This window comes from Sphingobium sp. RS1 (assembly GCF_056156825.1).
The window spans coordinates 172,689-198,808 of the sequence record NZ_JBLZXE010000002.1; the positions used below are offsets into that span (position 1 = coordinate 172,689).

At 64.4% G+C, this 26,120-nt stretch carries 26 protein-coding genes and 1 tRNA gene; 11 read left to right on the forward strand and 16 right to left on the reverse strand.

Annotation, left to right across the window (positions count from 1 at the left end; all coding sequences use genetic code 11):
* Window positions 1-6 precede the first annotated feature (6 nt).
* From glgB to glgX, 4 genes are read left to right on the forward strand one after another with little or no spacing between them, the layout of a single operon-like run.
* Window positions 7-2,169: a 1,4-alpha-glucan branching protein GlgB gene (gene glgB / locus ACNHGR_RS02485; RefSeq protein WP_475283987.1), complete on the forward strand. Its 2,163-nt coding sequence runs from the start codon at window positions 7-9 to the stop codon at window positions 2,167-2,169.
* 52 nt (window positions 2,170-2,221) lie between these two features.
* Entirely contained in the window at window positions 2,222-3,481 is a 1,260-nt protein-coding gene (gene glgC / locus ACNHGR_RS02490; protein ID WP_184271484.1) for a glucose-1-phosphate adenylyltransferase, read from the forward strand.
* Window positions 3,482-3,489: 8 nt separating this feature from the next.
* Window positions 3,490-4,938 carry a glycogen synthase GlgA gene (gene glgA / locus ACNHGR_RS02495; RefSeq protein ID WP_475283988.1) on the forward strand — a complete coding sequence of 483 codons (1,449 nt, stop codon included), beginning with the start codon at window positions 3,490-3,492 and terminating at the stop codon, window positions 4,936-4,938.
* Window positions 4,935-6,806 carry a glycogen debranching protein GlgX gene (glgX, locus tag ACNHGR_RS02500; protein ID WP_475283989.1) on the forward strand — a complete coding sequence of 624 codons (1,872 nt, stop codon included), beginning with the start codon at window positions 4,935-4,937 and terminating at the stop codon, window positions 6,804-6,806. The genes glgA and glgX overlap by 4 nt, the downstream gene beginning before the upstream one ends.
* Here the strand turns inward: glgX and ACNHGR_RS02505 are convergent.
* From ACNHGR_RS02505 to ACNHGR_RS02530, 6 genes are all read right to left on the reverse strand, one after another.
* Complete coding sequence (locus ACNHGR_RS02505; RefSeq protein WP_475283990.1) at window positions 6,787-7,356, reverse strand: NUDIX domain-containing protein; 570 nt, start codon at window positions 7,354-7,356, stop codon at window positions 6,787-6,789. The two genes, glgX and ACNHGR_RS02505, sit on opposite strands and share 20 nt — an antisense overlap.
* Before the next feature lie 63 nt (window positions 7,357-7,419).
* A tRNA-Lys gene (locus ACNHGR_RS02510) sits at window positions 7,420-7,495 on the reverse strand.
* A 42-nt stretch (window positions 7,496-7,537) separates the two neighbouring features.
* Window positions 7,538-8,035, reverse strand: a complete 498-nt coding sequence (folK, locus tag ACNHGR_RS02515) for a 2-amino-4-hydroxy-6-hydroxymethyldihydropteridine diphosphokinase (RefSeq protein ID WP_184271493.1) — start codon at window positions 8,033-8,035, stop codon at window positions 7,538-7,540.
* Between the two features lie 119 nt (window positions 8,036-8,154).
* The gene (locus tag ACNHGR_RS02520) at window positions 8,155-8,409 is read right to left on the reverse strand and encodes a hypothetical protein (RefSeq protein WP_221417148.1); all 255 of its coding nucleotides are present in this window, start codon (window positions 8,407-8,409) and stop codon (window positions 8,155-8,157) included.
* Between the two features lie 6 nt (window positions 8,410-8,415).
* Window positions 8,416-9,264, reverse strand: a complete 849-nt coding sequence (gene aguB, locus ACNHGR_RS02525) for an N-carbamoylputrescine amidase (RefSeq protein WP_475283991.1) — start codon at window positions 9,262-9,264, stop codon at window positions 8,416-8,418.
* Window positions 9,265-9,365: 101 nt separating this feature from the next.
* Window positions 9,366-10,352 (reverse strand): agmatine deiminase family protein, encoded by a 987-nt coding sequence (locus ACNHGR_RS02530; protein WP_475283992.1) that lies wholly within the window; start codon window positions 10,350-10,352, stop codon window positions 9,366-9,368.
* A gap of 101 nt (window positions 10,353-10,453) precedes the next feature.
* Between ACNHGR_RS02530 and ACNHGR_RS02535 the strand changes: the two genes are divergently transcribed.
* Window positions 10,454-10,915, forward strand: coding sequence for a DUF6265 family protein (locus ACNHGR_RS02535; RefSeq protein WP_475283993.1), 462 nt, complete (start codon window positions 10,454-10,456; stop codon window positions 10,913-10,915).
* Window positions 10,916-10,922: 7 nt separating this feature from the next.
* On the opposite strand, the gene ACNHGR_RS02540 is transcribed toward ACNHGR_RS02535, so the two are convergent.
* The 3 genes from ACNHGR_RS02540 to ACNHGR_RS02550 all read right to left on the reverse strand — a co-directional run bounded on the left by ACNHGR_RS02540 (window position 10,923) and on the right by ACNHGR_RS02550 (window position 14,155).
* Window positions 10,923-12,059 (reverse strand): glutathionylspermidine synthase family protein, encoded by a 1,137-nt coding sequence (locus tag ACNHGR_RS02540; RefSeq protein ID WP_475283994.1) that lies wholly within the window; start codon window positions 12,057-12,059, stop codon window positions 10,923-10,925.
* Entirely contained in the window at window positions 12,059-12,415 is a 357-nt protein-coding gene (locus tag ACNHGR_RS02545; protein WP_184271510.1) for a hypothetical protein, read from the reverse strand. The genes ACNHGR_RS02540 and ACNHGR_RS02545 overlap by 1 nt, the downstream gene beginning before the upstream one ends.
* Before the next feature lie 78 nt (window positions 12,416-12,493).
* Window positions 12,494-14,155: a M28 family peptidase gene (locus ACNHGR_RS02550; RefSeq protein ID WP_475283995.1), complete on the reverse strand. Its 1,662-nt coding sequence runs from the start codon at window positions 14,153-14,155 to the stop codon at window positions 12,494-12,496.
* 178 nt (window positions 14,156-14,333) lie between these two features.
* On the opposite strand from ACNHGR_RS02550, the gene ACNHGR_RS02555 reads away from it, so the two are divergent.
* On the forward strand, window positions 14,334-16,271 hold the full coding sequence (locus ACNHGR_RS02555; RefSeq protein ID WP_475288304.1) for an alpha/beta hydrolase family protein: 1,938 nt from the start codon (window positions 14,334-14,336) through the stop codon (window positions 16,269-16,271).
* A gap of 120 nt (window positions 16,272-16,391) precedes the next feature.
* Here the strand turns inward: ACNHGR_RS02555 and rpsD are convergent, their stop codons facing one another.
* A complete protein-coding gene (gene rpsD / locus ACNHGR_RS02560; protein WP_184271515.1) occupies window positions 16,392-17,006 on the reverse strand; it encodes a 30S ribosomal protein S4 in 615 nt (204 codons plus the stop codon).
* Between the two features lie 202 nt (window positions 17,007-17,208).
* Here rpsD and ACNHGR_RS02565 point away from each other — a divergent pair, with 202 nt between their 5' ends.
* Window positions 17,209-17,505 carry a chorismate mutase gene (locus ACNHGR_RS02565; protein WP_475283996.1) on the forward strand — a complete coding sequence of 99 codons (297 nt, stop codon included), beginning with the start codon at window positions 17,209-17,211 and terminating at the stop codon, window positions 17,503-17,505.
* Window positions 17,506-17,582: 77 nt separating this feature from the next.
* Here the strand turns inward: ACNHGR_RS02565 and ACNHGR_RS02570 are convergent, their stop codons facing one another.
* From ACNHGR_RS02570 to rpiB, 4 genes are all read right to left on the reverse strand, one after another.
* The gene (locus ACNHGR_RS02570; RefSeq protein WP_475283997.1) at window positions 17,583-18,677 is read right to left on the reverse strand and encodes a TrmH family RNA methyltransferase; all 1,095 of its coding nucleotides are present in this window, start codon (window positions 18,675-18,677) and stop codon (window positions 17,583-17,585) included.
* Window positions 18,678-18,799: 122 nt separating this feature from the next.
* Window positions 18,800-19,261: a transcriptional regulator NrdR gene (nrdR, locus tag ACNHGR_RS02575; RefSeq protein ID WP_184271520.1), complete on the reverse strand. Its 462-nt coding sequence runs from the start codon at window positions 19,259-19,261 to the stop codon at window positions 18,800-18,802.
* A gap of 90 nt (window positions 19,262-19,351) precedes the next feature.
* Window positions 19,352-20,653 (reverse strand): serine hydroxymethyltransferase, encoded by a 1,302-nt coding sequence (gene glyA, locus ACNHGR_RS02580; RefSeq protein ID WP_475283998.1) that lies wholly within the window; start codon window positions 20,651-20,653, stop codon window positions 19,352-19,354.
* Window positions 20,654-20,665: 12 nt separating this feature from the next.
* Window positions 20,666-21,103: a ribose 5-phosphate isomerase B gene (gene rpiB / locus ACNHGR_RS02585; protein WP_475283999.1), complete on the reverse strand. Its 438-nt coding sequence runs from the start codon at window positions 21,101-21,103 to the stop codon at window positions 20,666-20,668.
* A 118-nt stretch (window positions 21,104-21,221) separates the two neighbouring features.
* Here rpiB and ACNHGR_RS02590 point away from each other — a divergent pair, with 118 nt between their 5' ends.
* Window positions 21,222-21,413: a hypothetical protein gene (locus ACNHGR_RS02590; RefSeq protein WP_475284000.1), complete on the forward strand. Its 192-nt coding sequence runs from the start codon at window positions 21,222-21,224 to the stop codon at window positions 21,411-21,413.
* Here ACNHGR_RS02590 and ACNHGR_RS02595 read toward each other — a convergent pair.
* Together ACNHGR_RS02595 and ACNHGR_RS02600 are read right to left on the reverse strand one after the other, a co-directional pair.
* The gene (locus ACNHGR_RS02595) at window positions 21,367-22,527 is read right to left on the reverse strand and encodes an HPP family protein (protein WP_475284001.1); all 1,161 of its coding nucleotides are present in this window, start codon (window positions 22,525-22,527) and stop codon (window positions 21,367-21,369) included. The genes ACNHGR_RS02590 and ACNHGR_RS02595 overlap by 47 nt on opposite strands.
* Before the next feature lie 243 nt (window positions 22,528-22,770).
* Entirely contained in the window at window positions 22,771-23,427 is a 657-nt protein-coding gene (locus ACNHGR_RS02600; protein WP_155186460.1) for an alpha/beta hydrolase, read from the reverse strand.
* Between the two features lie 144 nt (window positions 23,428-23,571).
* Between ACNHGR_RS02600 and ACNHGR_RS02605 the strand changes: the two genes are divergently transcribed.
* Genes ACNHGR_RS02605 through ACNHGR_RS02615 form a run of 3 tightly spaced genes read left to right on the forward strand, consistent with a single transcriptional unit; the run spans window position 23,572 to window position 26,120 of the window.
* Window positions 23,572-24,678, forward strand: a complete 1,107-nt coding sequence (locus ACNHGR_RS02605; protein WP_475284002.1) for a cysteine desulfurase family protein — start codon at window positions 23,572-23,574, stop codon at window positions 24,676-24,678.
* Window positions 24,675-25,763, forward strand: a complete 1,089-nt coding sequence (locus ACNHGR_RS02610) for a cysteine desulfurase family protein (protein ID WP_475284003.1) — start codon at window positions 24,675-24,677, stop codon at window positions 25,761-25,763. The genes ACNHGR_RS02605 and ACNHGR_RS02610 overlap by 4 nt, the downstream gene beginning before the upstream one ends.
* Before the next feature lie 21 nt (window positions 25,764-25,784).
* Window positions 25,785-26,120, forward strand: coding sequence for a 2Fe-2S iron-sulfur cluster-binding protein (locus ACNHGR_RS02615; protein ID WP_475284004.1), 336 nt, complete (start codon window positions 25,785-25,787; stop codon window positions 26,118-26,120).

Genomic DNA, 26,120 nt, shown 5'->3' on the forward strand with positions numbered 1-26,120 from the left:
GCTAGGATGGCGCTGACGCCCGAACAGATCGACAATCTGGTCGGCGGGCTGGACGACGATCCCTTTGCCACGCTTGGCGTGCATCCCGCCGGAAAGGGCTTCACCGCCTGCGTGTTGTTACCGGAGGCGGTCGGCATCAAGGCGCAGACGCTGGACGGCAAGAGCGTCGGGACGCTGGAGCGAGTGCATGGCGATGGCTTGTTCTTCGGGAAGGTGTCGCTCAAAGAGCGCCAACCGCTGCGCTATGTCGCTACCTATGGCGATGGCGGCAGCTATGCACTCACCGATCCCTATAGTTTCGGACCGGTGCTGGGGCCGATGGACGATCATTATCTGGCCGAAGGATCGCACGGCCGTCTGTTCGACAAGCTGGGTGCACATGTCATCACCCATGAAGGCGTGCCCGGCACCCATTTCGCGGTCTGGGCGCCTAATGCGCGGCGTGTGGCGGTGGTCGGCGACTTCAATCGCTGGGACGGGCGGCGCGGCCTGATGCGCCATCGCGCCGACGCTGGCCTGTGGGAGATTTTCCTGCCCGAGGTGGGGCCGGGCAGCGCATACAAATATGAAATCGTCGGGGCGGACGGCGTGCTGTTGCCGCTCAAGGCCGATCCTTTCGCCTTCCAGTCGCAATTGCGGCCCTCCACCGCATCGATCGTCGCAGCGCCCGACGATCACAAATGGGGCGACGATCGCCATCGCGAATATTGGCGCACGGCCGATGCGCGTCGGCAGCCCGTATCGATCTACGAAGTGCATGCCGGCTCATGGCAGCGCGGCGATGACGGTGATTTCCTGAACTGGGATGAACTGGCCAACCGGCTGATCCCCTATGTCGCGGGCATGGGCTTTACCCATATCGAATTCTTGCCGATCAGCGAATTTCCCTATGATCCCAGCTGGGGCTATCAGACGCTGGGCCTCTATGCGCCGACCGCGCGCTTCGGCGATCCGGCGGGGTTTGCGCGTTTTGTCGACGGCGCGCACCGGGCGGGGATCGGCGTTATCCTCGACTGGGTGCCGGCGCATTTCCCGACCGACGATCATGGGCTGGCCCGGTTCGACGGTACCGCGCTCTACGAACATGCCGACCCGCGCAAGGGTTTCCACCCCGACTGGAACACCGCCATCTACAATTTCGGCCGGCGCGAAGTGGCGCAATATCTGTTCAATAATGCACTGTTCTGGGCGGAGCGCTATCATGTCGACGGACTGCGGGTCGATGCGGTCGCCTCCATGCTCTATCTCGATTATTCGCGCGCACCCGGCGAGTGGATTCCCAACGATCATGGCGGGCGGGAAAATGTGGAGGCGGTCGCCTTCCTCCAGCAGATGAACAAGGCGCTCTATGGCGCGCATCCCGGCATCATGACCATTGCCGAGGAATCGACCAGTTGGCCCGGCGTGTCGCAGCCGGTGGATGCCGGCGGGCTGGGTTTCGGCTTCAAGTGGAATATGGGCTTCATGCACGACACGCTGCGCTATTTGCAGCGTGATCCGGTGCATCGCGCCCATCATCATGACGATATCACCTTCGGCCTGCTCTATGCTTTCAGCGAGAATTTCGTGCTGGCGCTCAGCCATGACGAGGTGGTGCATGGCAAGGCGTCGCTGCTGCACAAGATGGCCGGGGACGACTGGCAGAAGTTCGCGAGCCTGCGGGCCTATTATGCCTTCATGTGGGGCTATCCCGGCAAGAAACTGCTGTTCATGGGGCAGGAATTTGCTCAGCGCGGCGAATGGAGCGAGGATCGTGCGCTCGACTGGGATCTGCTCGACCATGCGCCCCATCTGGGGGTGCAGAAACTGGTGAGCGACCTCAACCATCTTTATGGCTCCCGCCCGGCGCTGCATGCACGCGATTGCGAGGCGGAAGGGTTTGAATGGGTGCTGGTGGATGGCGCGGCCGACAGCGTCTTCGCCTGGCAACGGCGCGCGCCGGGCGCCCGGCCGATCGTCGTCATCAGCCATTTCACGCCGGTGCTGCGGCATGGCTATCGCATGCGCCTGCCATCGGGCGGGCGCTGGCGCGAGATATTGAACAGCGACGCGCACGATTATGGCGGCAGCGGCGCGGGCAATATGGGACAGGTGCAGGCGGATGAGGAAGGGTGGGCAAATATCACCATCCCGCCCTTTGCAACCCTGATGCTGGAACTGGATTATTGAACAGGACGGGCGCGTGCAGGCACATGCGGGCGACAAGAGGAGAGGCCCTTTAATGCAGAGCAAATATCAGCCGATCGCGCGTGATGCCATGGCCTATGTGCTGGCGGGTGGACGCGGCAGCCGCCTTGCCGAACTGACCGACCGGCGCGCAAAGCCTGCCGTGCATTTCGGTGGCAAGGCGCGGATCATCGACTTCGCGCTCTCCAATGCGCTCAACAGCGGTATTCGCCGCATCGGCGTGGCGACGCAGTATAAGGCGCATTCGCTGATCCGCCATTTGCAGCGCGGCTGGAACTTCCTGCGGCCCGAACGCAACGAGAGCTTCGATATCCTGCCCGCCAGCCAGCGTATTTCGGAAAGCCAGTGGTATGAGGGCACGGCCGATGCCGTGTACCAGAATATCGATATTATCGAGGCTTATGCGCCCGAATATATGGTCATTCTGGCCGGCGACCATGTCTACAAGATGGACTATGAGCTGATGCTCCAGCAGCATGTCGACAGTGGCGCGGACGTTACCGTCGGCTGTCTGGAGGTGCCGCGCATGGAGGCGGTGGGCTTTGGCGTGATGCATGTGGATGAAGCGGACGTCATCACCGCCTTCATCGAAAAGCCCAAAAACCCGCCCGGCATCCCCGGCCAGCCGGACATGGCGCTGGCGTCGATGGGCATCTATGTCTTCCAGACCCGCTTCCTGATCGAACAGTTGCGGCGCGATGCCGACGACCCGGCCAGCAAGCGCGATTTCGGCGGTGACATCATCCCCCATATCGTCAAGCATGGCAAAGCGGTGGCGCATCGCTTTTCCAGCAGTTGCGTGAGGGCAGAGAGCGAACTGGTCCCCTATTGGCGCGATGTCGGCACGATCGACGCCTATTGGCAGGCCAGCGTCGACCTGACCGACGTGGTGCCCAGCCTTGACCTGTATGACCGCAGCTGGCCGCTATGGACCTATTCGGAGGTCACGCCGCCGGCCAAGTTCGTGCATAATGAGGATGGCCGGCGCGGATCGGCGACATCGTCGCTGGTGGCGGGCGGCTGCATCGTGTCGGGATCGTCGCTGCATCGCAGCCTGCTCTTTTCGGGGGTACGCACTCATAGTTTCTCGTCGGTGACGGACAGCGTCATCATGCCCAATTGTGAGGTCGGGCGCGGCGCGCGGCTGCACAAATGCGTGGTGGATTCTGGCATCATCATTCCGCCGGGCCTCATCATCGGCGAAAACCCGGATTATGATGCACAACGTTTCCGCCGGACGGACAGCGGCATCTGTCTGGTGACGCAGGCGATGATCGACCGGCTGGCGGCCTGAGCGACGTCATGACGATCAAGCTGCTGTCGGTCGCGTCCGAAATCTATCCGCTTATCAAGACTGGCGGCCTTGCCGATGTGGTCGGTGCGCTACCCGGTGCGCTGGCGGGGCAGGGTGTGCAGGCGCGGACGCTGGTGCCCGGCTATCCCGCGATCATGGCGAAGCTGGGCAAGGCGAAGATCGTCCATCGCTATCCCGACCTGTTCGGCGTGGCGGCCAGCCTGCTGGCTGCGCAGGTCGACGGTCTGGATCTGCTGGTGCTGGATGCGCCCGGCTTCTTCGCGCGCGAAGGCGGCCCCTATGGCGATCAGGGCGGTAATGACTGGCCCGACAACTGGCGCCGCTTCGGGGCGCTGTCGCGGGCCGGGGCGGACATAGCGGAAGGACGGCTGAAAGGCTGGCGGCCCGATGCCGTCCATGTCCATGACTGGCAGGCGGCGATGACGGCGGCCTATATGCGCTTCGGCCCGGCGGCGCATGTGCCCAAGCTGGTGACGATCCACAACCTTGCCTTTCAGGGGCGGTTCGCGGCGGATATCTTCCCGCACCTTGGCCTGCCACCCGAAGCCTGGGGCGTGGATGGCGTCGAATATTATGGCGGGATCGGCTATCTGAAGGCGGGGCTGGTGTCGGCCGATGCGATTACTACGGTCAGCCCGACCTATGCGCAGGAAATCCGGTCGTCGGTGCATGGCATGGGGCTGGATGGCCTGATCAACGGGCGGGTCGACAAGCTGCATGGCATATTGAACGGCGTCGATACCGACATCTGGAACCCCGCGTCCGATGCGCTGATCGCCAAACCCTATGGCGCGCGCGCGCTGGGCAAGCGGGCGGCCAATCGGCGCGCGCTGGAATCGCGCTTTGGGCTGGACCATGATGCCGCGCCGCTCTGCATCATCGTCAGCCGCCTGACCTGGCAGAAGGGCATGGACCTGCTGATCGACGCGGCCGAGCATCTGGTGGCGCTGGGCGGCAAGCTGGCGGTGCTGGGGTCGGGCGATCATCCGTTCGAAGGCGCGCTGCTGGGCGCAGCGGACCGGCATCGCGGACGGATCGGCGTGCAGATCGGCTATGACGAGCCGCTGTCGCACCTGATGCAGGCGGGCGGAGACGCCATCCTGATCCCATCGCGGTTCGAGCCATGCGGCCTGACCCAGCTTTATGCGCTGCGCTATGGCTGTGTGCCGGTGGTGGCGCGGGTCGGCGGGCTTGCCGACACGGTGATCGACGCCAATGAGGCGGCGGTGGGCGCGGGCGCGGCGACGGGCATCGTCTTCGCGCCAGACGATTCACTGGCGCTGCATGGCGCGCTTAACCGGCTGGTGGCACTGCACGCCGATAAGCCAACATGGGAGGCGATGCAGCGCGCAGGCATGGGCGCCGATTTCAGCTGGACGCATAGTGCCGCGCGCTATGCTGATCTTTATCGGGCGTTGATCGCGGAGGCGGCGTGACCTTCGGACCGGTCATCGGCGCGGGCGGCACGCGCTTTTCGGTCTGGTCGCCCGATGCGGCGCAACTCTGGCTCTGCCTTTTCGACGGCGATGATCGGGAGGTGCGGCTGCCGATGCTGCGCGATGCCGATGGCTGCTGGCATGGCGAGGCCGCCGGCGTGGGAGAGGGCGCGCGTTATGGGTTTCGCGCTGATGGCCCTTATGATCCCGGTGCGGGCCTGTGGTTCGATCCCGACAAGCTGCTGCTCGATCCCTATGCGCAGGCGATCGACCGGGCCTTTGTCTATGACCCGGCGCTGGCCGCGCCGCTCGGGCAAGGAGGCGATACGGCATCGTTGATGCCGAAGGGCGTCGTGACGGCAGGGTTGCCTGTCATCGCGCCCGAACCGCCCTGCTTCGTTCCGGGCGGGCTGATCTACGAAGTGCAGGTGCGCGGCTTTACCATGCTGCATCCCGATGTGCCGGAAACGCAGCGCGGGACGATCGCCGCGCTCGCCCATCCGGCCGTCATCGCCCATCTGCAACAGCTGCATGTCGCCGCGGTCGAACTGATGCCGATCAACGCCTGGATCGACGAGCGGCATCTGGGGCCATTGGGCCTCACTAATGCCTGGGGCTATAATCCGGTCAGCTATTTCGCGATCGACCCGCGGCTGGCGCCGGGCGGGATGGCGGAACTGCGGGAGACTGTGACGGCGCTGCATGCGGCGGGCATCGGCGTCATCCTCGACATGGTCTATAATCATGATGGGGAAAGCGACGCCATGGGGCCGACCCTGTCGCTGCGCGGGCTGGATGCGCGGGGCTATTTCCGGCACGCGGCGGACGGCGCGCTCATCAACGATACCGGCACGGGCAACAGCATCGCCTGCAACGCGCCGATCGCGCGGCGGCTGATCCTCGATTCGCTGCAGCATTTCGTGGCGCATGCCGGGGTGGACGGCTTCCGCTTCGACCTTGGCCCGGCGCTGGGGCGGATGGCGGACGGGTTCGATCCACAGGCGCCGCTGTTACAGGAAATGCGCGCCGATGCGTTGCTGGCGGACCGGGTGATGATCGCCGAACCGTGGGATATCGGGCCGGGAGGCTATCAATTGGGGCGGTTCGGCGACGACTGGCTGGAATGGAATGACCGCTATCGCGACGATATGCGGCGATTCTGGCGTGGCGATGCGAGGATGCTGGGCGCACTGGCCACGCGGCTGGCGGGTTCGTCGGATATTTTTGGCGGGGATCGAACCCGCAGCGTCAATTTCCTGGCGGCGCATGACGGCTTCACCCTGGCCGATCTGACTGCTTACGAACAACGGCATAATGAGGCCAATGGCGAGCAAAATCGCGACGGCCATGGCGAGAATTTCAGCTGGAACAACGGCGTCGAGGGGCCAAGTCACGATCCGGCGGTGCAGGCCGCGCGGCGGCGGGACCGGGAGGCGCTGCTGTCCACCCTGTTCGCCTCACGCGGGACGATCATGCTGACCGCCGGCGACGAGTTCGGGCGCAGCCAGCAGGGCAACAACAACGCCTATGCGCAGGACAATGCGATCAGCTGGATCGACTGGACGGGGCGTGACCGGGCACTGGAGGCGCATAGTTTTGCGCTGGCGGCGTTGCGGGCGGAGGCGGCGGAGTTGCAGGAGGTCGCCATGCTGGCCGACGCCGATGTGGAATGGCTGGACGAGGATGGGCAGGCGCTGACGGTCGGCCAATGGGAAGATCCGGGCCGTCGCAGGCTGGCGTTGCGCTATCGGGCGAGCGGTCTGGCCGTGTGCGTCAATGGCGCGGAGGAATCATGCTGCTTCCACCTGCCGGAGGGCGATGTCGATGTGGCGGCGCGTTCGGTGCTGATTAGTCGACCGGAACGCTGAACAGGTCCGGCCGTCGCAGCCGTAGCGCCATCAATGTGATCGCCAGCTTGCCATCGCCGATCTTCTTGTCCGCCAGCATCGTCCACAGATCGTCCAGCGGCAGTTCGTGGACGCTGATATGTTCCTGCTCCTCGTCCAGCCCGCCGCCGGCCGCAATCCGGTCCACCGCGCGGTATTCCGCGAGAAAATAATCGATCTTCTCGGTCACGACGCTGGGGATGCTCCAGATCTGGCCAAGATGGGTGAGGGCGCCCAGCCGCACACCCGCTTCCTCCAGCGCCTCGCGCCGGGCGCAGTCGGCCGGTTCATCCTCCAATATGCCGGCAATCGCTTCCAACATGTCGGGCAGGCCCGCCAGCATCACCGGGGTGCGGGGCATGGATACGACCAGCGCGACCCGGCGATCGGGATCATAGGGCAGGACGGCGACGGCGCGATTCATCTCGACCACATGGCGCTCGAATGTCTCGCCGTCGGGCTCGCGCATCGCGACCAGAAGCAGGTTGAGCCAGCCCTGATAGATGGGGCGTGTCGAGAGGATGCTGGTCATCGGGCGTTCTCCGGTTCCGTCCGCCTTAATGCGATGACGGCGTGACGCCAATGATGATGAAAATGGTGAGTCCAGCTGGGCTCGAACCAGCGACCTACTGATTAAAAGTCAGTTGCTCTACCGACTGAGCTATGGACCCTCGAAGCGGTGGAGGTCGCCCTAATGGCGACGGACCGGATGGTCAACCTTGGCGTGCGGCTTTTTGTAGGCGCGCGTGCAAATGGCGGACGGACAGGCCGGTGCGCGGGTCGCGCCAGTCGCGGGCGACGGCGAGCAGCGGGGTCAGCACGAAGCTGCGCAGGCGCCAGGCGGCATGGGGAATGGTGAGCGTGCGGCTGCTCCATTGCCCGCCAGACCAGAGGATGATGTCGATATCGACGCTGCGCGCGCCCCAGCGGCGGTAACGGCGGCGGCCCAGGCGATTTTCTATCGTCTGGAGGAAGGCCAGCATGGCGGGTGGAGGCAGCGCGCTTTCGACCAGCAGCGCGCCATTGGCGAAGCGGCGGGCCGACGGGCCGAGTGGCGGGGTGGAGAGGATGGGGGAAACGCGCAGCACCCGTGCCTGCTCGCCGATCAGTGCGGTAGCGGCGTCCAGCAGGCGGACAGGCGTCAGGCGCGCCGACAGCGGCCGGTTCGACCCCAGCGCCAGCACGTAGAAATGGGGGCCAGAGTCCGCCATTGTCCGGCGATCCGGCATCCTAATCCGTTCGCTTCGAGCGGAGTCGAGAAGCGGCCAGCGTCAGCCATGGTTTCTCTATTGCGCTCGAAACGAACGGATGATGGGATAGGGGCACGCTTTTAGCGGACCTTGTCGCGCACATGCGCCTTCATCTGGGCGTAAGCGGATTCGCGGGCGTCGCCGTCCAGCTTCAGCAGGTAGCGCGCCGCCTCCCTGTAGGTCAGGAAGGGCCGTTCATCCGCCATCACCGGTACGGTGCGGGCATTGTAGAGCCGCTTGAGCAGGCGCTTCTGCGGCCGGCTGAGGTCGCCCGGATGGTCAGTTGCGGCCTCTTCCGGTGTGTCGATGGCGGTGTCTTCGGTCGGTTCGGTCATTTCTAATCAGATATCCTGCGCGATCCGGCCATAAAGGTCGGGCCGGCGGTCGCGGAAGAAGCCCATGCCGGCGCGATGGGTGCGCGCCTGCGCCAAGTCAAGCGTCGCCACCAGCGCACCATGATCCTTCGCATCGGCCTCGGCAACGAAATCGCCCCATTCGTTGCTGATGAAGCTGTGACCGTAAAAAAGCTGGCCTTCTTCATCGCCGATGCGGTTGGCGGCGATCACCGGCATACAATTGCTGACGGCATGACCGATCATCGCACGGCGCCACATGCGGCTGGTGTCCAGATCCGCATCATAGGGTTCGGAGCCGATCGCGGTCGGATAGAAGAGCATTTCCGCGCCCATCAGCGCCATGCAGCGCGCGGTTTCGGGATACCATTGGTCCCAGCAGATGCCGACGCCGATGGTGCCATATTTCGTCTTCCACACCTTGAAGCCGCTATTGCCGGGGCGGAAATAATATTTTTCTTCATAGCCCGGCCCGTCGGGAATATGGCTCTTGCGATAGACGCCCATGATCTCGCCCTCATCATCGATCATGGCGAGCGAGTTGTAATGATGATGGCCGTCCCGCTCGAAATAGCTGGTCGGGATATAGACGCCCAGTTCCCTGGCCAGCTTGCGCATTTCCTGCACGGCGGGATGCTCGTCGGTCGGCAGCGCGCGGGCGAACAGGGCCTCATCCTCGACGCGGCAGAAATAGGGGCCTTCGAACAGTTCGGGCGGCAGGATGATCTTGGCGCCGCGCGCGGCCGCCTGGCGCACATGGTCGGCGACCAGCGCGATATTGTCGGCCATGTCGTCCGAAAAGGCGAGTTGCAGGGCGGCTACTGTCACTTTGGTCATTGTTCGCGTCTCTCACCGTTCGCCCTGAGCGTCTCGAAGGGCCGTTCTTTCTTGAAGAAAAGTGCAGGGCTTCGACAGGCTCAGCCCGAACGGAATACAGGTTACAGGCTGGGCATCTGCTGGCTACAGCAATGGAAGCTGCCGCCGCCGGACAATATGGCGTCGCTGCGCAATCCTACAATCTCCCGGCCGGGGAAGAAGGGGCGGAAGGCGTCGAGCGCGGCCTGATCGTTGGGCTGGCCGTAGATGGGCACGATGACGGCGGCGTTGCCGACATAGAAGTTCATGTAGCTGGCCGGAATCGCCTCGCCATCCACCAGCACCAGACCGGGGGAGGGAATGTCGATCACGTCCACGCCGAAGGCCTTCGCGCGAGCGCGGGCGTCGGCATAGAGGGCGGCGTTGGGATCGTCCGGGGTCGTGGCGATCGGCAGCGCCAGCTTGCCGGGCGCGACGAAGCGGGCGAGATTGTCGACATGGCCGTCGGTATGGTCGTTGAGCAGGCCGTCGCCCAGCCATAGCATGTCCGACAGGCCCAGCGCGCCGGCCAGCAGTGTCTCGATCTTGCCGCGATCCAGGTCCGGGTTGCGATTTGGGTTGAGCAGGCATTGCTCGGTCGTCACGAACAGCCCTGTGCCGTCGGTGTCGATCGCGCCGCCTTCGAACACCCAATTCTGGGTTGAGGTTGGCAGGCCGGTGGTTGCGGCCAGGCGCGCGCCGATATCCTCGTCACCGGGCATCTGATATTTGCCGCCCCAGCCGTTGAAGCCGAAATCGACCAGCGCTTTTTTGCCTGCGCTGTTCAACACCGCGATCGGCGCAGTGTCGCGCAGCCAGACGTCTCCCAGATGGTGCACGATGACCGACACGCCGGGCGCGACCAGTACGCGCGCGGCCGCCGCATCGCCCTCATTGGCGACAACCAGGCGCACCTCTTCGCCCTTGCCATCGGCATGGAGCGCGCTGGCGAAGGCGGCGATCTGAACGCGGGCTTCCTCGAACGCGCCGGGCCATTCGGCGGGGTTGGTCGGAAAGCCGATCCAGGTCCAGTCGTGCGGCGCCCATTCGGCGGGCATGCGAAACGTCATGGCTTTTATCCTTGCCCGGCGGGAAGGCCGGTCCGTAAAGTGCGGGAATGATGCGCGCTCCATAGCGTGCCCGACCGGGTCTGGACAGAGGGCGAAACGCCATGCGGAAACACATTTCGATCATCGCGGCGACTCTGCTGCTGACGCTGTCGGCCAGAGCCGGCGCGGGCGAGTTGCCCGACTGGCTGACCGGGGAATGGCTGCAAAATGCCGGCGACCGGTGGAGCGAGGAAGTGTGGACCCTGCCACGGGGCGGTACGATGATCGGCGTCGGCCGCACCGGGCGGGGCGAAAGCCTGCGCGGCTGGGAAGTGATGCGCATCGTGCGCTCGGCGGACGGATCGCTGGCGCTGCATGCGGCGCCCGATGGCGGCCCGGCGACGATCTTCCCCGCCGTCGAACAGGGCGTTCGCGACGTGACCTTCGCCAATCCCGATCACGACTATCCGCAACGCATACGCTATTGGCGGGAGGGGCGGCTGCTGATGGCCGAAACGTCGAAGATGGACGGCAGCGGCACGCAGAACTGGACTTATAGCCCGGCCGGCAATCCCGCCGGTTGATGAGCCATCAGGCGATGATGTGCGGCACGAACCGGGCGCCATTGCCGGTGATCGGTCCATCCTCCCTTATGCCCATGCCGGCCGGTTCGCCGTCCACAACCCAACTGCCCAGCACCGGCCGCCGTTCGCCCTCGCCCGGCAGGGTAAAGAGCCGCTGGTAAACGAAGCCTTCCTCGCCATAGTCCCCGCCGCTCTGCGCCACGGTGGCGCCGTCCCGCACGATGCGGACATTGGCGCCTTCGCGGGCGAGTAGCGGCTTGACAACATGGTCGCCGGCCATCGGCGTCCGGCTGGCCTCCAGCAGATTGGGATGGTTGGGGAAGAGATCCCACAGGATCGGCAGGATGGCCTTGTTGCTCCAGATCATCTTCCAGATCGGTTCGATCCACAGCGTTGAATCCAGGCTCTCCACCACTTCCCGGCCGAACGGTTCGTGGACGATCCATTCCCAGGGATAGAGATGATAGAGCGCGTCGATCGGCCGATAGTCGAGATCGACGAAACGGCGGCGGGCGCTGTCCCAGCCTAGGTCGGTGGTCAGGATCAGTTGCGTGTCGATCCCGGCCTCCCGCGCGGTGTCGGCCATATAGGCGACTGTCACCGCATCCTCCCCCATATTGCCGTCGACATAGGTGAGGTGTAGCATGGACGTGCCGCGCGGCGGCGCGATCGCACGCCATTGGGCGACCAGCCGTTCGTGCAGGCTGTTAAACTGGTCGGCGTTCGGGAAGACGGCTTCCTTCCAGTCCCACTGGATGACCGATGCTTCCAGCAGGCTGGTCGGCGTGTCGCAGTTGAATTCGAACAGCCTGGGCGGCCCCGACCCGTCATAGCCAAGGTCGAACCGGCCATAGTTGAGCGCGGCCGGCTCCCCGTCCCAGCTTTGCCGGATCGGGTCATGGCAGAAAGCGGGGATGCCGAAATCGCCCAGCAGATCATGGTCCAGCACATGCTGGCCGGCGGCCAGGAACAGGCGATAGAGTTCGGCCGTCGCCGTCTCGATCTCGTCGATCTGTGCCGGCGTGAAGCGCCATGCGGCGCTTTCGTCCCAATAGGGGCGATCATTTGCGCCGTGCCATACCAGGCCGAGCGATTCCACCCGCGCCTGCCAGGCCGGGCGCGGTGTGCAGTCGATGCGTTCCATCAGGACAGGCCGCTGCCGCCTGACAGGCCAAGGCCGCCGCGCGTCACCGTGGACTGCGACGCCTCGCGATAGTTCTTGCCGAAGCTGGGGGCGATGGACCCGCCGCTGAGCGGCTGGCCGACCCGCGCGACTGCGCTACCCCGGTTGAGATAATACCAGAGGAACGCCCCCGTCGCGACGCCGCTGCCGGCGTGAGAACGGCAGTTGCTGTCCTCCACCCGGCGGCCTTCCGCATCGCGGCAGACGCGCACGTCGCTGTTGGCGGTGTCGGGACTGCGGGAACAGCCGGTGGCGAGCAGGGCCGCCGCGACGGCGGAGGTGATCGGCAGGACGCGCCGGTCGAATTTCTGGGTCATGTCCCCAGTATAGACAGGAAGATGAAAGGCTGGCGACAGGCATTTTCCGTCGCCAGCCCTCCACTACTTGTCGGTCCTTTACTTGCCCGCGCGATCCTTGTCGCGGATGGCACGGAATTCGTCGCCCTCCACCCAGTTGGGCCAGTCGTTCGTCGTCGCCAGATCGCGGCCTACATCATAATAAAGCTTCAGGTCTGCGGCGATGCCGGTCCAGTCCCAATTGGGGTCATATTCGTCCTTGGGACCATGATAGCGGTTCTTGGTATAATCTTCCGCTGCGGCCATGCCGGCGGCCGTGCCGCCCTTCACCAGATCCTCGCCGCCTTCGAAATAGAGCATCGGCAGGCCATATTTGGCGAAGCTGAAATGGTCGGAGCGGTAATAATAGCCCTTTTCCGGCGTCGGTTCGGTGGTGGCGACCCGGTCCTGCGCCTTGAGCGCGCGGTCGAGATAGGCGTCGAGCTGGGATTTGCCCTTGCCGATGACGACGACATTCTTGGCAAGGCCCGCAACGCTGAGCGCGTCCATGTTCACGCCACCCACGGTCTTGGCGAAGGGGAAGACCGGGTTCTTGCCATAATAGGCCGAACCCAGCAGACCCGATTCCTCGCCCGTCACCGCCAGGAACACCTGGCTGCGGTCGGTCGGTCCTGCTTTCACATTGGCCTGCGCAAGTGCGACCAGTGCCGCCGTGCCGGTGGCATTGTCGACCGCGCCGTTACAGATATCGTCGCCGTCCGGCGCGGCCTCACAATGGCCCAGATGATCCCAATGGGCGCTGTACAGCACATATTCGTCCGGCCGCGTCTTGCCGGGCAGCAGGGCAACGACATTTTTGGAACTATGCTTGCGCAACTCATTGTCGAAGGAGAGATTGGCCTTCACCCCAGTCAGCGGCACCGCCTTGAAGCCAGGCTTCTTGGCTGCGGCCATCTGGGCGTTCAGGTCCAGCCCGGCGCTGGCGAAGAGGGCGGCGGCCTTGTCCTTCTGAATCCAGCCGATCGCCTGGCTCTGGTCGACATTGCCGTTGGCGCTGTCGGCGACATGCTGCGCCCCTGTCCAGCTCGATTGCACGACATTCCAGCCATAGGCGGCAGGCACCGTGTCGTGCACGATGATCGCGGCAGCGGCGCCCTGCCGCGCGGCTTCCTCGAACTTGTAGGTCCAGCGGCCATAATAGGTCATGGCACGGCCGTTGAACGGGCCGGTCAGCCCCTGCGTCTCATAATCGGGGTCGTTGACCAGAATGATGACCGTCTTGCCCTTCACGTCCAGCCCGGCATAGTCGTTCCAGCCCTTTTCCGGGGCATTGATGCCATAGCCGACGAAGACGACCGGGCTGTCCTTGACCGCGATATGCTTTTCCGTGGTGCGATAGGTGCCGGCCACCATTTCCGCGCCATAGGTGGCGCTGACGTCGGCCTTGCCGCCGGTGAAGGTGAGCGGCGACACATTCTTTGCGGTGATTTCCACCAGAGGCACGTCCTGGAACCAGCTGCCCTTGTTTCCGGGCTTCAGGCCCAGCTTGCCAAATTCGGCAGCGAGCAGCGCGAGCGTCTTTTCTTCGCCGGCGGAGCCGGGCGCGCGGCCTTCATAGGCGTCGGAGGACAGTTCCTGCACCAGACGCTTCATCGTGTCGATCGACGGTGCGGCGGCCGATGAAGCGGGCTTTTCGGTGCCTTCGGTCGAGCAGGCGGTCAGGGCGAGAATGGCGGCAATCACCGCGATGGAAGAGCGCATGGGATGACCCCTTTTATTTTACGAATGTGCGGGTGATGCCATCAGCCAGTAAGCAGGGCAAGCGGAGGCGATTGCCTTTATCAAACTCTTGGCTTAGCCCTTGATACAGAGGGGATTTCAAGGGGGAATATTGCAGGTGGTACGACAGTTTTCGAAGGCGGCGCTGGCGCTGCTGGCGATGGGGGCTGCGCCGGTCGCGCTGGCGCAGGGGCAGCCCGACGCGCTGGCCAAGGCGTTTGGCGCGCGCGAGACGGTGATTTCCGCCAGCCTTTCCGCCGATGGCGAGAAGATCGCGCTTGTCGCGGCCGGACCGGGCCGGATGACGCGGGTGCATGTGCTGGACGCCAGGGAGGGCGCGGAGCCCAAGGTAGTGCTGACCGGCAGCGGCAAGCCGGAATATCTGACCGACTGCGACTGGATCGGCGCCGGGCGGCTGGCCTGCGATATTTTCAGCACGCAGCGTTATGGCGATGACGTCTACAGCTTCAGCAATGTCGTCGCGGTCGACGCCGCGGGCGGCAACGTCAAGAGCCTGAACCAGAAGCGAGGCGAGAATGCGCTGGGCTATGACTTGCGCGGCGGCGATGTGCTGGATTTCTTGCCCGACGAGGATGGCGCGATGCTGATGGCTCGCTCCTATGTCCCCGAAGCCAAGGCCGGCAGCCTGATCGAGAAGAAGGCCGAAGGGCTGGGCGTCGACCGGATCGACAGCCGGACTGGTGTGGCCCGGCGGGTGGAGGTGCCCAACAAGAATGCCTTCCGTTTCGTGACCGATGGCCATGGGAAGGTTCGTGTCATGGGCCTGTGGGAGCGTAAGGATAGCGGCTATATCACGAGCCAGTATAAATTCCTGTATCGCGGTGCCGATGGCAGCGACTGGCGTCAGCTTTCGATCTATAATTCGCAGACCGAAACGGGCTTCTACCCGATTGCCGTCGATCCCGCCGCGAATGTCGCCTATGGATTTGAGAAGACCGATGGTCGGGATGCGCTGGTCACGGTAAAGCTCGATCCGGGGCTGGAAAAGACACTAGTCTATGCCAATCCGAAGGTCGACGTCACGGGCGTGATTCAGGTCGGGCGCGACCGCCGCGTGGTGGGCGCCAGCTTTACCGATGAATATCGGGAGGCCATTTATTTCGACCCCGCTGTCGCGAGCCTGGTACAGTCTCTGGGCAAGGCGCTGGGCGGCAAGGCGGTCCGTATCGGCGACATGAGTGCAGATGGGAAGCGGGTGCTGATCTGGGCCGGCAGCGATGTCGATCCGGGGCAATATTATCTGTTCGACAAAGCTGCCCGCAAATTGTCGCCGATCATGCCGGATCGACCGGAATTGGCGGGGCGGGTGCTGGCAACGATGAAGCCTGTCCAGTTCAAGGCAAAGGACGGTACGACCATCCCCGCCTATCTGACCCTGCCGCCGGGCAAGGATAGCGCCAAGGGACTGCCGGCCATCGTCATGCCCCATGGCGGCCCCGAATCCCGTGATGAATGGGGGTTCGACTGGATGTCCCAATATTATGCGGCGCGCGGTTTCGCGGTCATCCAGCCGCAATTTCGCGGCTCCGCCGGCTTTGGCGAACAATGGCTGATGAAGAATGGCTATCATGCATGGCGGACCGCGATCGGCGATATCGTCGATTCCGGTCGCTGGCTGGTGTCGGAAAGCGGTGCCGATCCGCAGCGGTTGACGATATTGGGCTGGTCTTATGGCGGCTATGCGGCGTTGCAGGCACAGGCGATCGACCCCAATCTGTTCAAGGCGATCGTCGCCATCGCGCCCGTGACGGACATTCCGGACCGCATCCGGCGGTCGCGTTTCTGGTCCGACTATTATTTGCAGCAGCAGCGCATGGGGCGCGGCGACAGTGCGGCCGATGCCTCACCGGCCAATCACGCCGCCCAGTTCCAGGCGCCGGTGTTGATGTTCCACGGCACCGACGACAATAATGTCGACATCACGCAGGCGCGGATCATGCAGGGCAAGCTGGAAGGCGCAGGCAAGCGTAGCCGGCTGGTCGTCTATGACGGTCTGGCCCATAATCTGGACGACAGCGATGCGCGGGCCGACATGCTGCAACAGAGCGCCGACTTCCTGCTGGCGCTCGGCAAGTAAGCAGGACGGATGGGGGGAGGGCGACTCCTCCCCCTTCCGTTCTTTCCGCAGCGCAAGGCAAAGAAAAAGGGCGGCTCCTTGCGGGGCCGCCCTTTTCTATAACTCTGTTCGGAAAACCGATTAGCGCGAATAGAATTCGACGACCAGATTCGGTTCCATCTTCACCGGGTAGGGCACTTCGTCCAGCGTCGGAACGCGGACATAGGTAACCTTGGCGGCGCCGTCCGGCGACACATAGTCGGGGATGTCACGCTCGGGCAGGCTCTGCGCTTCCAGAACCAGCGCCATTTCCTGCGCCTTCTTGCCCAGGGTGATTTCGTCGCCCGGCTTCACCAGACGCGACGCGATGTTGCACTTCACGCCGTTCACATAGATGTGGCCGTGCGAAACGATCTGACGAGCCGAGAAGATGGTCGGCGCAAACTTGGCGCGGTACACGACGGCGTCCAGGCGGCGCTCCAGCAGACCGATCAGGTTCTGGCCGGTGTCGCCCTTCATGCGGCTGGCTTCGAAATAGTTCTTCTTGAACTGCTTTTCGGTGATGTCGCCATAATAGCCCTTCAGCTTCTGCTTGGCGCGCAGCTGGATGCCGTAGTCCGACATCTTGCCCTTGCGGCGCTGACCGTGCTGGCCGGGGCCATATTCACGCTTGTTGACCGGGCTCTTCGGGCGACCCCAGATGTTCTCGCCCATGCGACGGTCGAGCTTGTACTTGGCGCTGGTGCGCTTCGTCATGTGTAATTCCTTGCAATATGCTTTTAACGTTATCCCCGGTATCGCCTGCTTTCCATATTGCGTCATACGCTCAGGGGCAGGGCCACCGCTTCACCGGGATGCAGGGCCAATCGCGAAGGCGCGCCTATGGCCATATGACAGTGACATGTCAAGCACGGACTGGCCCTCGACAGGTTGCGCGTGGCGGCTTAATCCGGCGCGCATGAACCCTGACAGCTATATCAGCATGCAAGAGGTGCGCGCGGGCGTCGACGAACTGGATCGCCAGCTTGTCGCGCTGCTCGGCCAGCGCTTCGCCCATATGCGCGCCGCCGCCCGGATCAAGCCCGACCGCAGCGCCGTGCGCGACGAAGTGCGCAAGCAGCAGGTGATCGATCAGGCGAAGGTCGAGGCCGAGCGGGTCGGCGCGCCGGTGGACGTGATCGCCGACCTGTGGGAGCAACTGGTCGAAGCATCGATCGCCTATGAAATGGCGGAATATGATCGGACGCGGGGTTAAAACTACCCCCGTTCGGTTCGAGCTTGTCGAGAACATGGCGCGTGGTTTTCGACAAGCTCGAACCGAACGGGGGGGCTTCAGCGTTCACGCGGGCGATTGAGGTGGGACAGGACGCCGCGCAGGGTGCGGACCTCCAGATGGTTCCAGCCCGGTTTCGTCAGCAGATTGCGCAGCGTCAGCTTGGTCGCGGGGGCGCGGTCGGGCGGGAAGAAATAGCCGACCTTTTCCAGCAACATGTTGAGCTGCTCGATCATCCCTTCCAGCTCGACCTGCGGGGCCGGTTCGCCAAGCTCGGTCACGGTCGGCTGCGCCAGATTGGCGTTCTTAGACCATTCATAGGCGCACAGGATGACCGCCTGCGCCAGGTTCAACGACCCGAATTCCGGGTTGATCGGCACCGTCAGGATCTTGCGGGCGACCGCGACATCCTCCGTCTCCAGCCCTGAGCGTTCCGGCCCGAAGACATAGGCGGCCCGGCCCTGCGCCGTATGGATTTCGCGCGCGGCCTCTTCCGGCGTCACGACCGGCTTGGTCACGCCGCGCTTGCGCACCGTGGTGGCATAGACATGGGCGCAATCGGCGACCGCATCGGCCAGCGTCTCGAACACCTGCGCCTTGTCCAGGATGAAGTCGGCGCCGGCGGCGGCCGGACCGGCATCGGGATTGGGCCAGCCGTCGCGGGGCGTCACCAGCCGCATTTCGGTCAGTCCGAAATTCAGCATGGCCCGCGCCGCCTTCCCGATATTCTCGCCCAGTTGCGGGCGAACGAGGACGATAACGGGGGGGAGGGGGAGCATCGAAATATCTGTCATTGATCCGTTCGTCCTGAGTAGGGGCTGAGCCTCTAGCTCTTCCGTTCGGTTCGAGCCAGGGTCGAGCGTAGTCGAGACACGTGGTCGAGAACGGGCTGCGTCAGAGATTGCGTTCCAGTCGCCCCGGATCAGTGCCTCCTTCTTTTTGCGCGACCAGTCCTTGACCTGTCGCTCCCGTTCCAGGGCATCAATCCGATCGGTAAACGTCTCGCTGAAGACCAGTTCGACCGGGCGGCGGTCATGGGTATATCCCGGCAGTTCGCCCATTTGATGTTGTGCGATGCGCCTTTCCAGATCGTCGGTATGCCCGGTGTAATAAGTGCCATCGGAGCAGCGAAGGATGTAAATCCAGAAACTCATGTAGGCTGTGGTTCTCGACAGGCTCGAACTGAACGGACTTTTGTGATGGGCCGACTGGTGGTTTCTCAAATGATGCCGTTTCGTCGGGTGCTCGACAAGCGCGAACCGGATGGGCGGAGCGATTACTCCCGTCCAACCTCCTTCACCGTGCTGGCAAATTCCTCGAAATCCCTGGCATCGGTGAAGTCCTTGTAGACGCTGGCGAAGCGGATATAGGCGACGCTGTCGAGCCGTTTCAGCCCTTCCATCACCATCTCGCCGATCGAGCGGGCGGGGACTTCGCTGTCGCCGCTGGTTTCCAACTGGCGCTGGATGCCGGAGATCAGCTTTTCCAGACGGCTGGGATCGATCGGCCGCTTGCGGCAGGCGATGCCGATGGAGCGGGCCAGCTTGTCACGCTCGAACGCTTCCTTGCGGCCCTCGCTCTTCACCACCCAGATGTCGCGCAACTGGATGCGTTCAAAGGTTGTGAAACGCGCACCGCATGCCTCGCACTGGCGGCGGCGGCGGATGGCATTGCCATCTTCCGTCGGCCGGCTGTCCTTCACCTGGCTGTCTTCATGGGCGCAGAAAGGGCAGCGCATCAGTGTCTCCGCAAATAAAAGCCCCTCCCGATCAGGTTCGATCGAGGCGTCGCCTCATTCAAACCCGAAAGGGAGGGGCTTTGATAGTCTTTAGTAGATCGGGAAGCGCGCGGTCAGGCCCAGCACCTTTTCGCGGACATGGGCTTCGACCTGGCCGTCGCCTTCATCGCCATTGCGCTTCAGGCCTTCCACGACTTCGGCGATCAGGCGGCCGATTTCGCGGAATTCTTCCTCACGGAAGCCGCGCGTCGTGCCGGCCGGGGTGCCGAGGCGCACGCCCGAGGTGACGAACGGGCTGGCCGTGTCGAACGGCACGTTGTTCTTGTTGCAGGTGATATAGGCGCGATCGAGCGCCTTTTCCGCTGCCTTGCCGGTGGTGTTCTTGGCGCGCAGGTCGACCAGCATCAGATGATTGTCGGTGCCGCCCGACACGATCGACAGGCCGGCATCGGCCAGCGTTTCAGCCAGCGCGCGGGCGTTGGCGACGACCTGATGGGCATAGGCCTTGAACTCAGGGGTCAGCGCTTCCTTGAAGGCCACTGCCTTGGCCGCGATGATGTGCATCAGCGGGCCGCCCTGAAGACCGGGGAAGATCGCGCTGTTCAGCTTCTTTGCGATCGCCTCGTCATTGGACAGGATGATGCCCGAACGCGGACCGCGCAGCGACTTGTGGGTCGTGGTGGTGGTGACATGGGCGTACGGCACCGGCGAGGGGTGCGCGCCGCCGGCGACGAGGCCGGAGAAGTGCGACATGTCGGCCAGCAGATAGGCGCCCACTTCGTCGGCGATCTCGCGGAAGCGCTTGAAGTCCCAGACGCGCGAATAGGCCGTGCCGCCGCAGATAATGAGCTTGGGCTTGTTTTCGCGCGCGATGCGGGCGACTTCGTCCATGTCGATGGTGTGGTCGTCTTCGCGCACGCCATAGGCAACCGGCTTGAACCACTTGCCCGACATGTTGACCGGCGATCCGTGGGTCAGGTGGCCGCCCGACGACAGGTCGAGGCCCATGAACACGTCGCCCGGCTGGAGCAGGGCCAGGAACACGGCCTGGTTCATCTGGCTGCCGCTATTGGGCTGGACGTTGGCAAAGTTGGCGCCGAACAATTTCTTGGCGCGCTCGATCGCCAGCGTTTCCACGACGTCGGCATATTCGCAGCCGCCATAATAGCGCTTGCCCGGATAGCCTTCGGCATATTTGTTGGTGAAGATCGAGCCGGCGGCCTCAAGGACAGCCTTGGACACGATGTTTTCGGACGCGATCAGTTCGATCTTGTCCTGCTGGCGCTTCAGCTCATTGCCGATCGCGCCGAAGATTTCCGGGTCCGCGCTGGCCAGCGATTCGCTGAAGAAGCCGTCCTGGCGAATGGCGGCGGCAAGGGTGTCAGTGCTCATCGAAACTTCCTTTCAGAGCGCGGGCTGGGAGAGCTTTTCGACGCGGCCGGCATGGCGGCCACCGCCGAATTCGGTGGTGAGGAAAGCGGTGACGCAGGCCTTGGCCATGTCCACGCCAGTCAGGCGCGCGCCCATGGCGAGCACATTGGCGTCATTATGTTCGCGCGACAGGGCGGCCGACAGCGGCTCGCCCACCAGCGCGCAGCGGCAGGCGGGGTTGCGGTTGACCGCGATCGAAATGCCGATGCCCGAGCCGCACAGCGCAATGCCACGCTCGGCAGCGCCCGCCGCCACGGCCGTCGCGAGTTTGTAACCAAAATCCGGATAATCGACGCGGTCAGCGGTCGCCGGACCCAAATCGTCGACCTCATGCCCTTCATCGCGCAGCCATAGGGCGAGTTCCGCCTTCAGATCGACGGCGGCATGATCGGAAGCGATGGCGATTTTCATGTAAGAAGCGTTCCTTCCCGGAAGGGGCCTGCACCGAGGGGTGATTCGTTTCTGCGCGCCTCATAGGGGGAGAGCCGGGCAATTGCCACCGTCCAGCTTCCCCCTTATGCCAAGCCCCATGGCTGGCACGATTTTATCCATATTGATGCTCGCGGGCGTGCTGCTCACGGGCGGCGGCGTCTATACGATCGTGAAGAAGGGCGACCGCAAGCGCGGCGCGCTGATGATCGTCGCGGGGCTGGTGATGTTCGGCAATGTCGCGATCAGTGCGATTCCGGGGCCGGATGTGCCGATGCTGGAGCAGCGCTAGCCTGCAGCGCCATTGCCGCCAGCAGATCGGTCTGCGTCACCAGCCCCTGCAAATGATGATCGGCATCGACCACGATTGCGGCGCGGCGGGCGCCGCTGCTGAGCGGCCCGATAAGCCGGGCGACGGGCGTGTCTTCGTGGACCAGTAATGGCCGTCGGGCGATGTCGCCGGCCTTTGCCCCGTCCTTGCCCAGATCCAGCGCACCGATAATGCCCTGCACTCGGCCAGCATCGTCCAGCACCGGAAGCGACAGCAGGCCGCGATCCTGCATCAGCACGCGGACCTGCGTGATCGGCTGGCTGGCGAGGACATGGATGACGTCGCGCGACATGATCTGCGCGCAGGGGATGGTGCCGTGCAGCCGCTCGGCAGCGTGCAATTCGGCGTCGGCCAGCAATTGCCGCAGGTCCGCTTCATCCACGTCGAGCGCGTCGCCATAGCCCTTCAGCGCATCGGCGACGTCCTGTTCACTCGGGCCGGCGCGCAGCAATGGCGCGGGATCGGCGGTGCCATGGCGCGCTGGCGCTTTGGGTGCGACATGCGGATAATTATGGCCGGCTATCCGGTGGAAGAGGATGGCGACGACCAGCAGCAGCAGCGTGTTCACGCCGACCGGCACCAGCGCGAACATATAACTGCTCGCGATGCCCTTCACGCCCAGCGCGGCGGACAGGGCGACCGCGCCGCCGGGCGGGTGCAGGCAGCGCAGCAGCGACATGACGGCAATCGCCGCGCCCACCGCCAAAGCGGCAGCGAAGGTGGGATCGGGCACCGCCTTTGCCACGAAGATGCCGACCAGCGCGGAAATCACGTTGCCGCCCAGCACCGGCCAGGGTTGGGCGAGCGGGCTGGCGGGGACGGCGAACAGCAGAACGGCGGATGCGCCCATTGGCGCGACCAGCAACGGATGGGCGAGGCCATTGCCCAGCATCAGCCCGCACAACAGCCCCGTGATCGCGATCCCGCCGATCGCACCGCTGGCGGCCTTCAGCCGGTCGAACAGGCTGGGACCGGCCGGGCCGGCAGGAATGAAGGCGCTATAATAGCGGCTCCAGATCAGGCGTCCGGTGTGGTGCCTGATCTGTTGGGCGTCATGGTTGGGCGCGTCTGACATGGCTGTGCGGCTAGGCCGGTCCGGCGAACAGGCCAAGCGGGAAAATATAGGCGGGGGTAAAGGGCGTATTGGCTGAGGAAATGTATCGATTTCGACCAATGTCTAATCAAGGCGGCGGGCGGGGTGTCGTTCTGGTCTATGGAACCCGGCATCCCAGTCCCCACCGCCGGGTTCCAGCCTCTCCCTCGGCATAAAAAAAGGCCGCCTCCTGGGGCGGCCTTTTCGGTGTTCCTGTCCGGACGATCAGCGGATCGGCGAATCCGGCGACAGGCGCATGTCGAGATAATTGTCGACCGACTTCATCAGCTGGTCGAGTTCATGCTCGAAGAAATGGTTCGCGCCGCGAATTTCATCATGATGGATGGTGATGCCCTTCTGCGTGCGCAGCTTGTCCACCAGCTTCTGCACGGCGCTGGCGGTCACAACCTCGTCCGACGTGCCCTGCACGATGATGCCCGAGGAGGGGCAAGGCGCGAGGAAGGAGAAGTCGTACATGTTGGCGGGCGGCGCGACTGAGATGAAGCCGCGGATTTCGGGGCGGCGCATCAGCAACTGCATGCCGATCCAGGCGCCGAAGGAGAAGCCCGCGATCCAGGTGGTCTGCGCTTCGGGGTGGAAGCTCTGCACCCAGTCGAGCGCCGCTGCGGCATCGGACAGTTCGCCGATGCCATTGTCGAACGTGCCCTGACTGCGGCCGACACCCCGGAAATTGAAGCGCAACACGGCAAAGCCGCGCTTCACGAAGGTCTTGTACAGTGCCTGGGTGATGCGGTCGTTCATCGTGCCGCCGCCCTGCGGATGCGGGTGCAGGATCATGGCGACCGGCGCGCGCGGGCGGGGCGGGGGGCTGAAGCGGCCTTCGAGGCGGCCTTCGGGTCCGGGGAAAATGACGTCGGGCATGGCACCTGTTATGGTTCTGGGCCGCCCTTTGGAGGCAGCGGGATGGGATCGGTGCGCGCAGGCGAAGGCTTCACGCTGGCGCAGCGCGGCAAACCGCCTATATAGATGCCGCCGCCATTTCCGCAATCAATTGAGTAATGCTGCTTGGCCGCTACACGTATTTATCTCGATCATGCCGCCACCACGCCCATGCTGCCCGCCGCGCAGGCTGCGATGGTGGGGGCAATGGCCAGTTGGGCCAACCCGTCCAGCCCCCATGCCGACGGCCGCGCCGCGCGGGCTCGCCTTGAGGACGCACGCAGGCGGATCGCCGCTGCGCTCGGGTGGAACGGGCATGTCATCTTCACCTCCGGCGCGAGCGAGGCGATCGGCATCGGTTTGACACGCGCCAAGGCGGGGTCGATCATCACTTCGCCTGTGGAGCATGACGCCGTGTTGCGCGTGACCAAGGGCGCGGGGCGGCTTGCGGTGGACGGGAATGGAGTAGTCCAAAACGCCGTTCGCCCTGAGCTTGTCGAAGGGCTTCCCTGTTCTTCGGAAGAGAAGGGCGGGGCTTCGACAGGCTCAGCCCGAACGGATCAAAAGTCTGTGCTGGCCGTGCAGCATGTCAACAACGAGACGGGCGTGATCCAGCCGCTCGACACGATCGACCGGGGTGGTGCAATCCTGTTCGCCGATTGCGCCCAGAGCGCGGGCAAGCTGGCCCTGCCGGACGCGGACATGATCGCGATCAGCGCGCATAAATTCGGCGGGCCACCAGGCATCGGCGCGCTGTTGCTCCGCGACCTGGCGCTGATCGAGCCGAGTGGCGGGCAGGAGCAGGGCTATCGCGCCGGGACGGAAAATCTGCCCGCGATCCTCGCCATGGCGGCGGCGCTGGAGGCGCGGGAGGACTGGTTGCCGCGCGCCGCCGCCATGCGCGCGCGACTGGATGCTGCGATCGAGGCGGCGGGCGGCATCATCGTCGCGCGCGATGCGTCGCGCCTGCCCACTATCGCCAGTTATCGCATGCCCGGCCTGTCGGCCCGCGCCCAACTGATCCAGTTCGACATGAAGGGCATATCGGTATCGGCGGGCAGCGCCTGTTCGTCCGGTTCGCTCAAGACCAGTCATGTGCTGGGGGCAATGGGCTGGAGCGATGGAGAGGCCGCCGAAGTGGTGCGGATCAGCTTCGGCCCGCAGACTTGCGACAGCGAGTTGGACAGCTTCATCGACGTCTGGACCGCCATGGCTCAGAAGGCAAAGCGATGATCTATCTGGATTATCAGGCGACGACGCCGCTCGCGCCCGAAGCGTTTGACGCCATGGTGCCGCTGCTGCGCGACCAGTTCGCCAATCCGCACAGCGCGCATCGGCTGGGCCGGGCCGCTGCCGCGCAGGTGGAGGTCGCCCGCGACGCCATCGCCCCGTTGCTGCCGCCAGGCGGCAAGCTGCTCTTCACCTCCGGCGCGACCGAAGCACTGAACATCGCGATCCAGGGCGCGCCTACGGGCGGCATCGTCACCATCGCCACCGAACATGCTGCCGTGCTGGACACGGTGGAGGCGATGCGTCGCATCGGACGCGACGTGACGGTTCTGCCGGTCGGAGCCGATGGCCTCGTCGACATGGGGGCCGCCGCGATGGCGATCGTTCCAGGTGTCTCACTCGTTGTCGCAATGCTGGTGAATAACGAGATTGGCGTGATCCAGCCGGTCGCCGCGCTGGCGGACCTCGCCCATGCCGCCGGTGCCTTGCTGCTGTGCGACGCGGTGCAGGGCTATGGCCGGGTGCCGATCCCGTCGACCTGCGACATGGTGGCGATCAGCGCGCACAAGATCCACGGCCCCAAGGGGATCGGCGCGCTGTGGCTGCGTGACGGGGTGCGGCCCGCGCCGCTGATCCACGGCGGCGGGCAGGAAGGGGGGCTGCGGTCCGGCACGCTCTCCCCCGCGCTCTGCGCCGGCTTTGGCGCGGCCGCGAGGCTGATGCGGGAGCGGGCCGATGACGATCGTGCGCATGTCCAAAGCCTCAGCCTGCTGGCGCGCAGCCTGTTTGTCGACTGGACGTTGAATGGCTCGGCGACGCAACGCTACGCCGGCAATCTCAACCTGCGGCGCGAGGGAATCGATGGGGCAAGACTGTTGTCCCATTGCCGCAATGTCGCTTTTTCACTCGGTAGCGCTTGCGCAAGCGGGTCCGGGCGGCCTAGCCATGTGCTGCGCGCACTGGGGCTGACAGATACGCAGGCGCGCGGATCGGTGCGGATCGGCTTTGGCCGCTACACCACGCCGCAGGAGTTGGAGAGGGCAGCAGAAGCATTGCAGGACGCGGCAGCCGTACAAGCGGTGCCGTGACAAAGGGAGCGCACGCAGAACATGACCAGGGTCACCTTCATCAGCGCCGACGGCGAACGACGGCAGGATGTGGACGCGCCCGCCGGGTCGGTGCTGCTGGACATAGCGCAGGGCGCCGGTCAGCCGCTGGAAGGCACCTGCGAAGGACAGATGGCCTGTTCCACCTGTCATGTCATCATCGACGCCGATGATTTCGCGAAACTGCCGCGCGCCAGCGAGGATGAAGAGGATATGCTCGACCTGGCGGCGGCCGCCACGCGCACCAGCCGGCTGGCCTGTCAGGTCGTGCTGGACGGCAGGCTGGATGCGCTGACCGTCCGCATTCCGGGCGAATTCAACAATATGCAGGGCATGTGA

Excerpts from the sequence above, each read along its gene's own strand:
- glgB (WP_475283987.1), top strand. The coding sequence starts at position 7 with ATGGCGCTGACGCCCGAACAGATCGACAATCTGGTCGGCGGGCTGGAC.
- glgC (WP_184271484.1), top strand. The coding sequence starts at position 2,222 with ATGCAGAGCAAATATCAGCCGATCGCGCGTGATGCCATGGCCTATGTG.
- glgA (WP_475283988.1), top strand. The coding sequence starts at position 3,490 with ATGACGATCAAGCTGCTGTCGGTCGCGTCCGAAATCTATCCGCTTATC.
- ACNHGR_RS02505 (WP_475283990.1), bottom strand. The coding sequence starts at position 7,356 with ATGACCAGCATCCTCTCGACACGCCCCATCTATCAGGGCTGGCTCAAC.
- folK (WP_184271493.1), bottom strand. The coding sequence starts at position 8,035 with ATGGCGGACTCTGGCCCCCATTTCTACGTGCTGGCGCTGGGGTCGAAC.
- ACNHGR_RS02520 (WP_221417148.1), bottom strand. The coding sequence starts at position 8,409 with ATGACCGAACCGACCGAAGACACCGCCATCGACACACCGGAAGAGGCC.
- aguB (WP_475283991.1), bottom strand. The coding sequence starts at position 9,264 with ATGACCAAAGTGACAGTAGCCGCCCTGCAACTCGCCTTTTCGGACGAC.
- ACNHGR_RS02530 (WP_475283992.1), bottom strand. The coding sequence starts at position 10,352 with ATGACGTTTCGCATGCCCGCCGAATGGGCGCCGCACGACTGGACCTGG.
- ACNHGR_RS02535 (WP_475283993.1), top strand. The coding sequence starts at position 10,454 with ATGCGGAAACACATTTCGATCATCGCGGCGACTCTGCTGCTGACGCTG.
- ACNHGR_RS02540 (WP_475283994.1), bottom strand. The coding sequence starts at position 12,059 with ATGGAACGCATCGACTGCACACCGCGCCCGGCCTGGCAGGCGCGGGTG.
- ACNHGR_RS02545 (WP_184271510.1), bottom strand. The coding sequence starts at position 12,415 with ATGACCCAGAAATTCGACCGGCGCGTCCTGCCGATCACCTCCGCCGTC.
- ACNHGR_RS02550 (WP_475283995.1), bottom strand. The coding sequence starts at position 14,155 with ATGCGCTCTTCCATCGCGGTGATTGCCGCCATTCTCGCCCTGACCGCC.
- ACNHGR_RS02555 (WP_475288304.1), top strand. The coding sequence starts at position 14,334 with ATGGGGGCTGCGCCGGTCGCGCTGGCGCAGGGGCAGCCCGACGCGCTG.
- rpsD (WP_184271515.1), bottom strand. The coding sequence starts at position 17,006 with ATGACGAAGCGCACCAGCGCCAAGTACAAGCTCGACCGTCGCATGGGC.
- ACNHGR_RS02565 (WP_475283996.1), top strand. The coding sequence starts at position 17,209 with ATGAACCCTGACAGCTATATCAGCATGCAAGAGGTGCGCGCGGGCGTC.
- ACNHGR_RS02570 (WP_475283997.1), bottom strand. The coding sequence starts at position 18,677 with ATGAGTTTCTGGATTTACATCCTTCGCTGCTCCGATGGCACTTATTAC.
- nrdR (WP_184271520.1), bottom strand. The coding sequence starts at position 19,261 with ATGCGCTGCCCTTTCTGCGCCCATGAAGACAGCCAGGTGAAGGACAGC.
- glyA (WP_475283998.1), bottom strand. The coding sequence starts at position 20,653 with ATGAGCACTGACACCCTTGCCGCCGCCATTCGCCAGGACGGCTTCTTC.
- rpiB (WP_475283999.1), bottom strand. The coding sequence starts at position 21,103 with ATGAAAATCGCCATCGCTTCCGATCATGCCGCCGTCGATCTGAAGGCG.
- ACNHGR_RS02590 (WP_475284000.1), top strand. The coding sequence starts at position 21,222 with ATGGCTGGCACGATTTTATCCATATTGATGCTCGCGGGCGTGCTGCTC.
- ACNHGR_RS02595 (WP_475284001.1), bottom strand. The coding sequence starts at position 22,527 with ATGTCAGACGCGCCCAACCATGACGCCCAACAGATCAGGCACCACACC.
- ACNHGR_RS02600 (WP_155186460.1), bottom strand. The coding sequence starts at position 23,427 with ATGCCCGACGTCATTTTCCCCGGACCCGAAGGCCGCCTCGAAGGCCGC.
- ACNHGR_RS02610 (WP_475284003.1), top strand. The coding sequence starts at position 24,675 with ATGATCTATCTGGATTATCAGGCGACGACGCCGCTCGCGCCCGAAGCG.
- ACNHGR_RS02615 (WP_475284004.1), top strand. The coding sequence starts at position 25,785 with ATGACCAGGGTCACCTTCATCAGCGCCGACGGCGAACGACGGCAGGAT.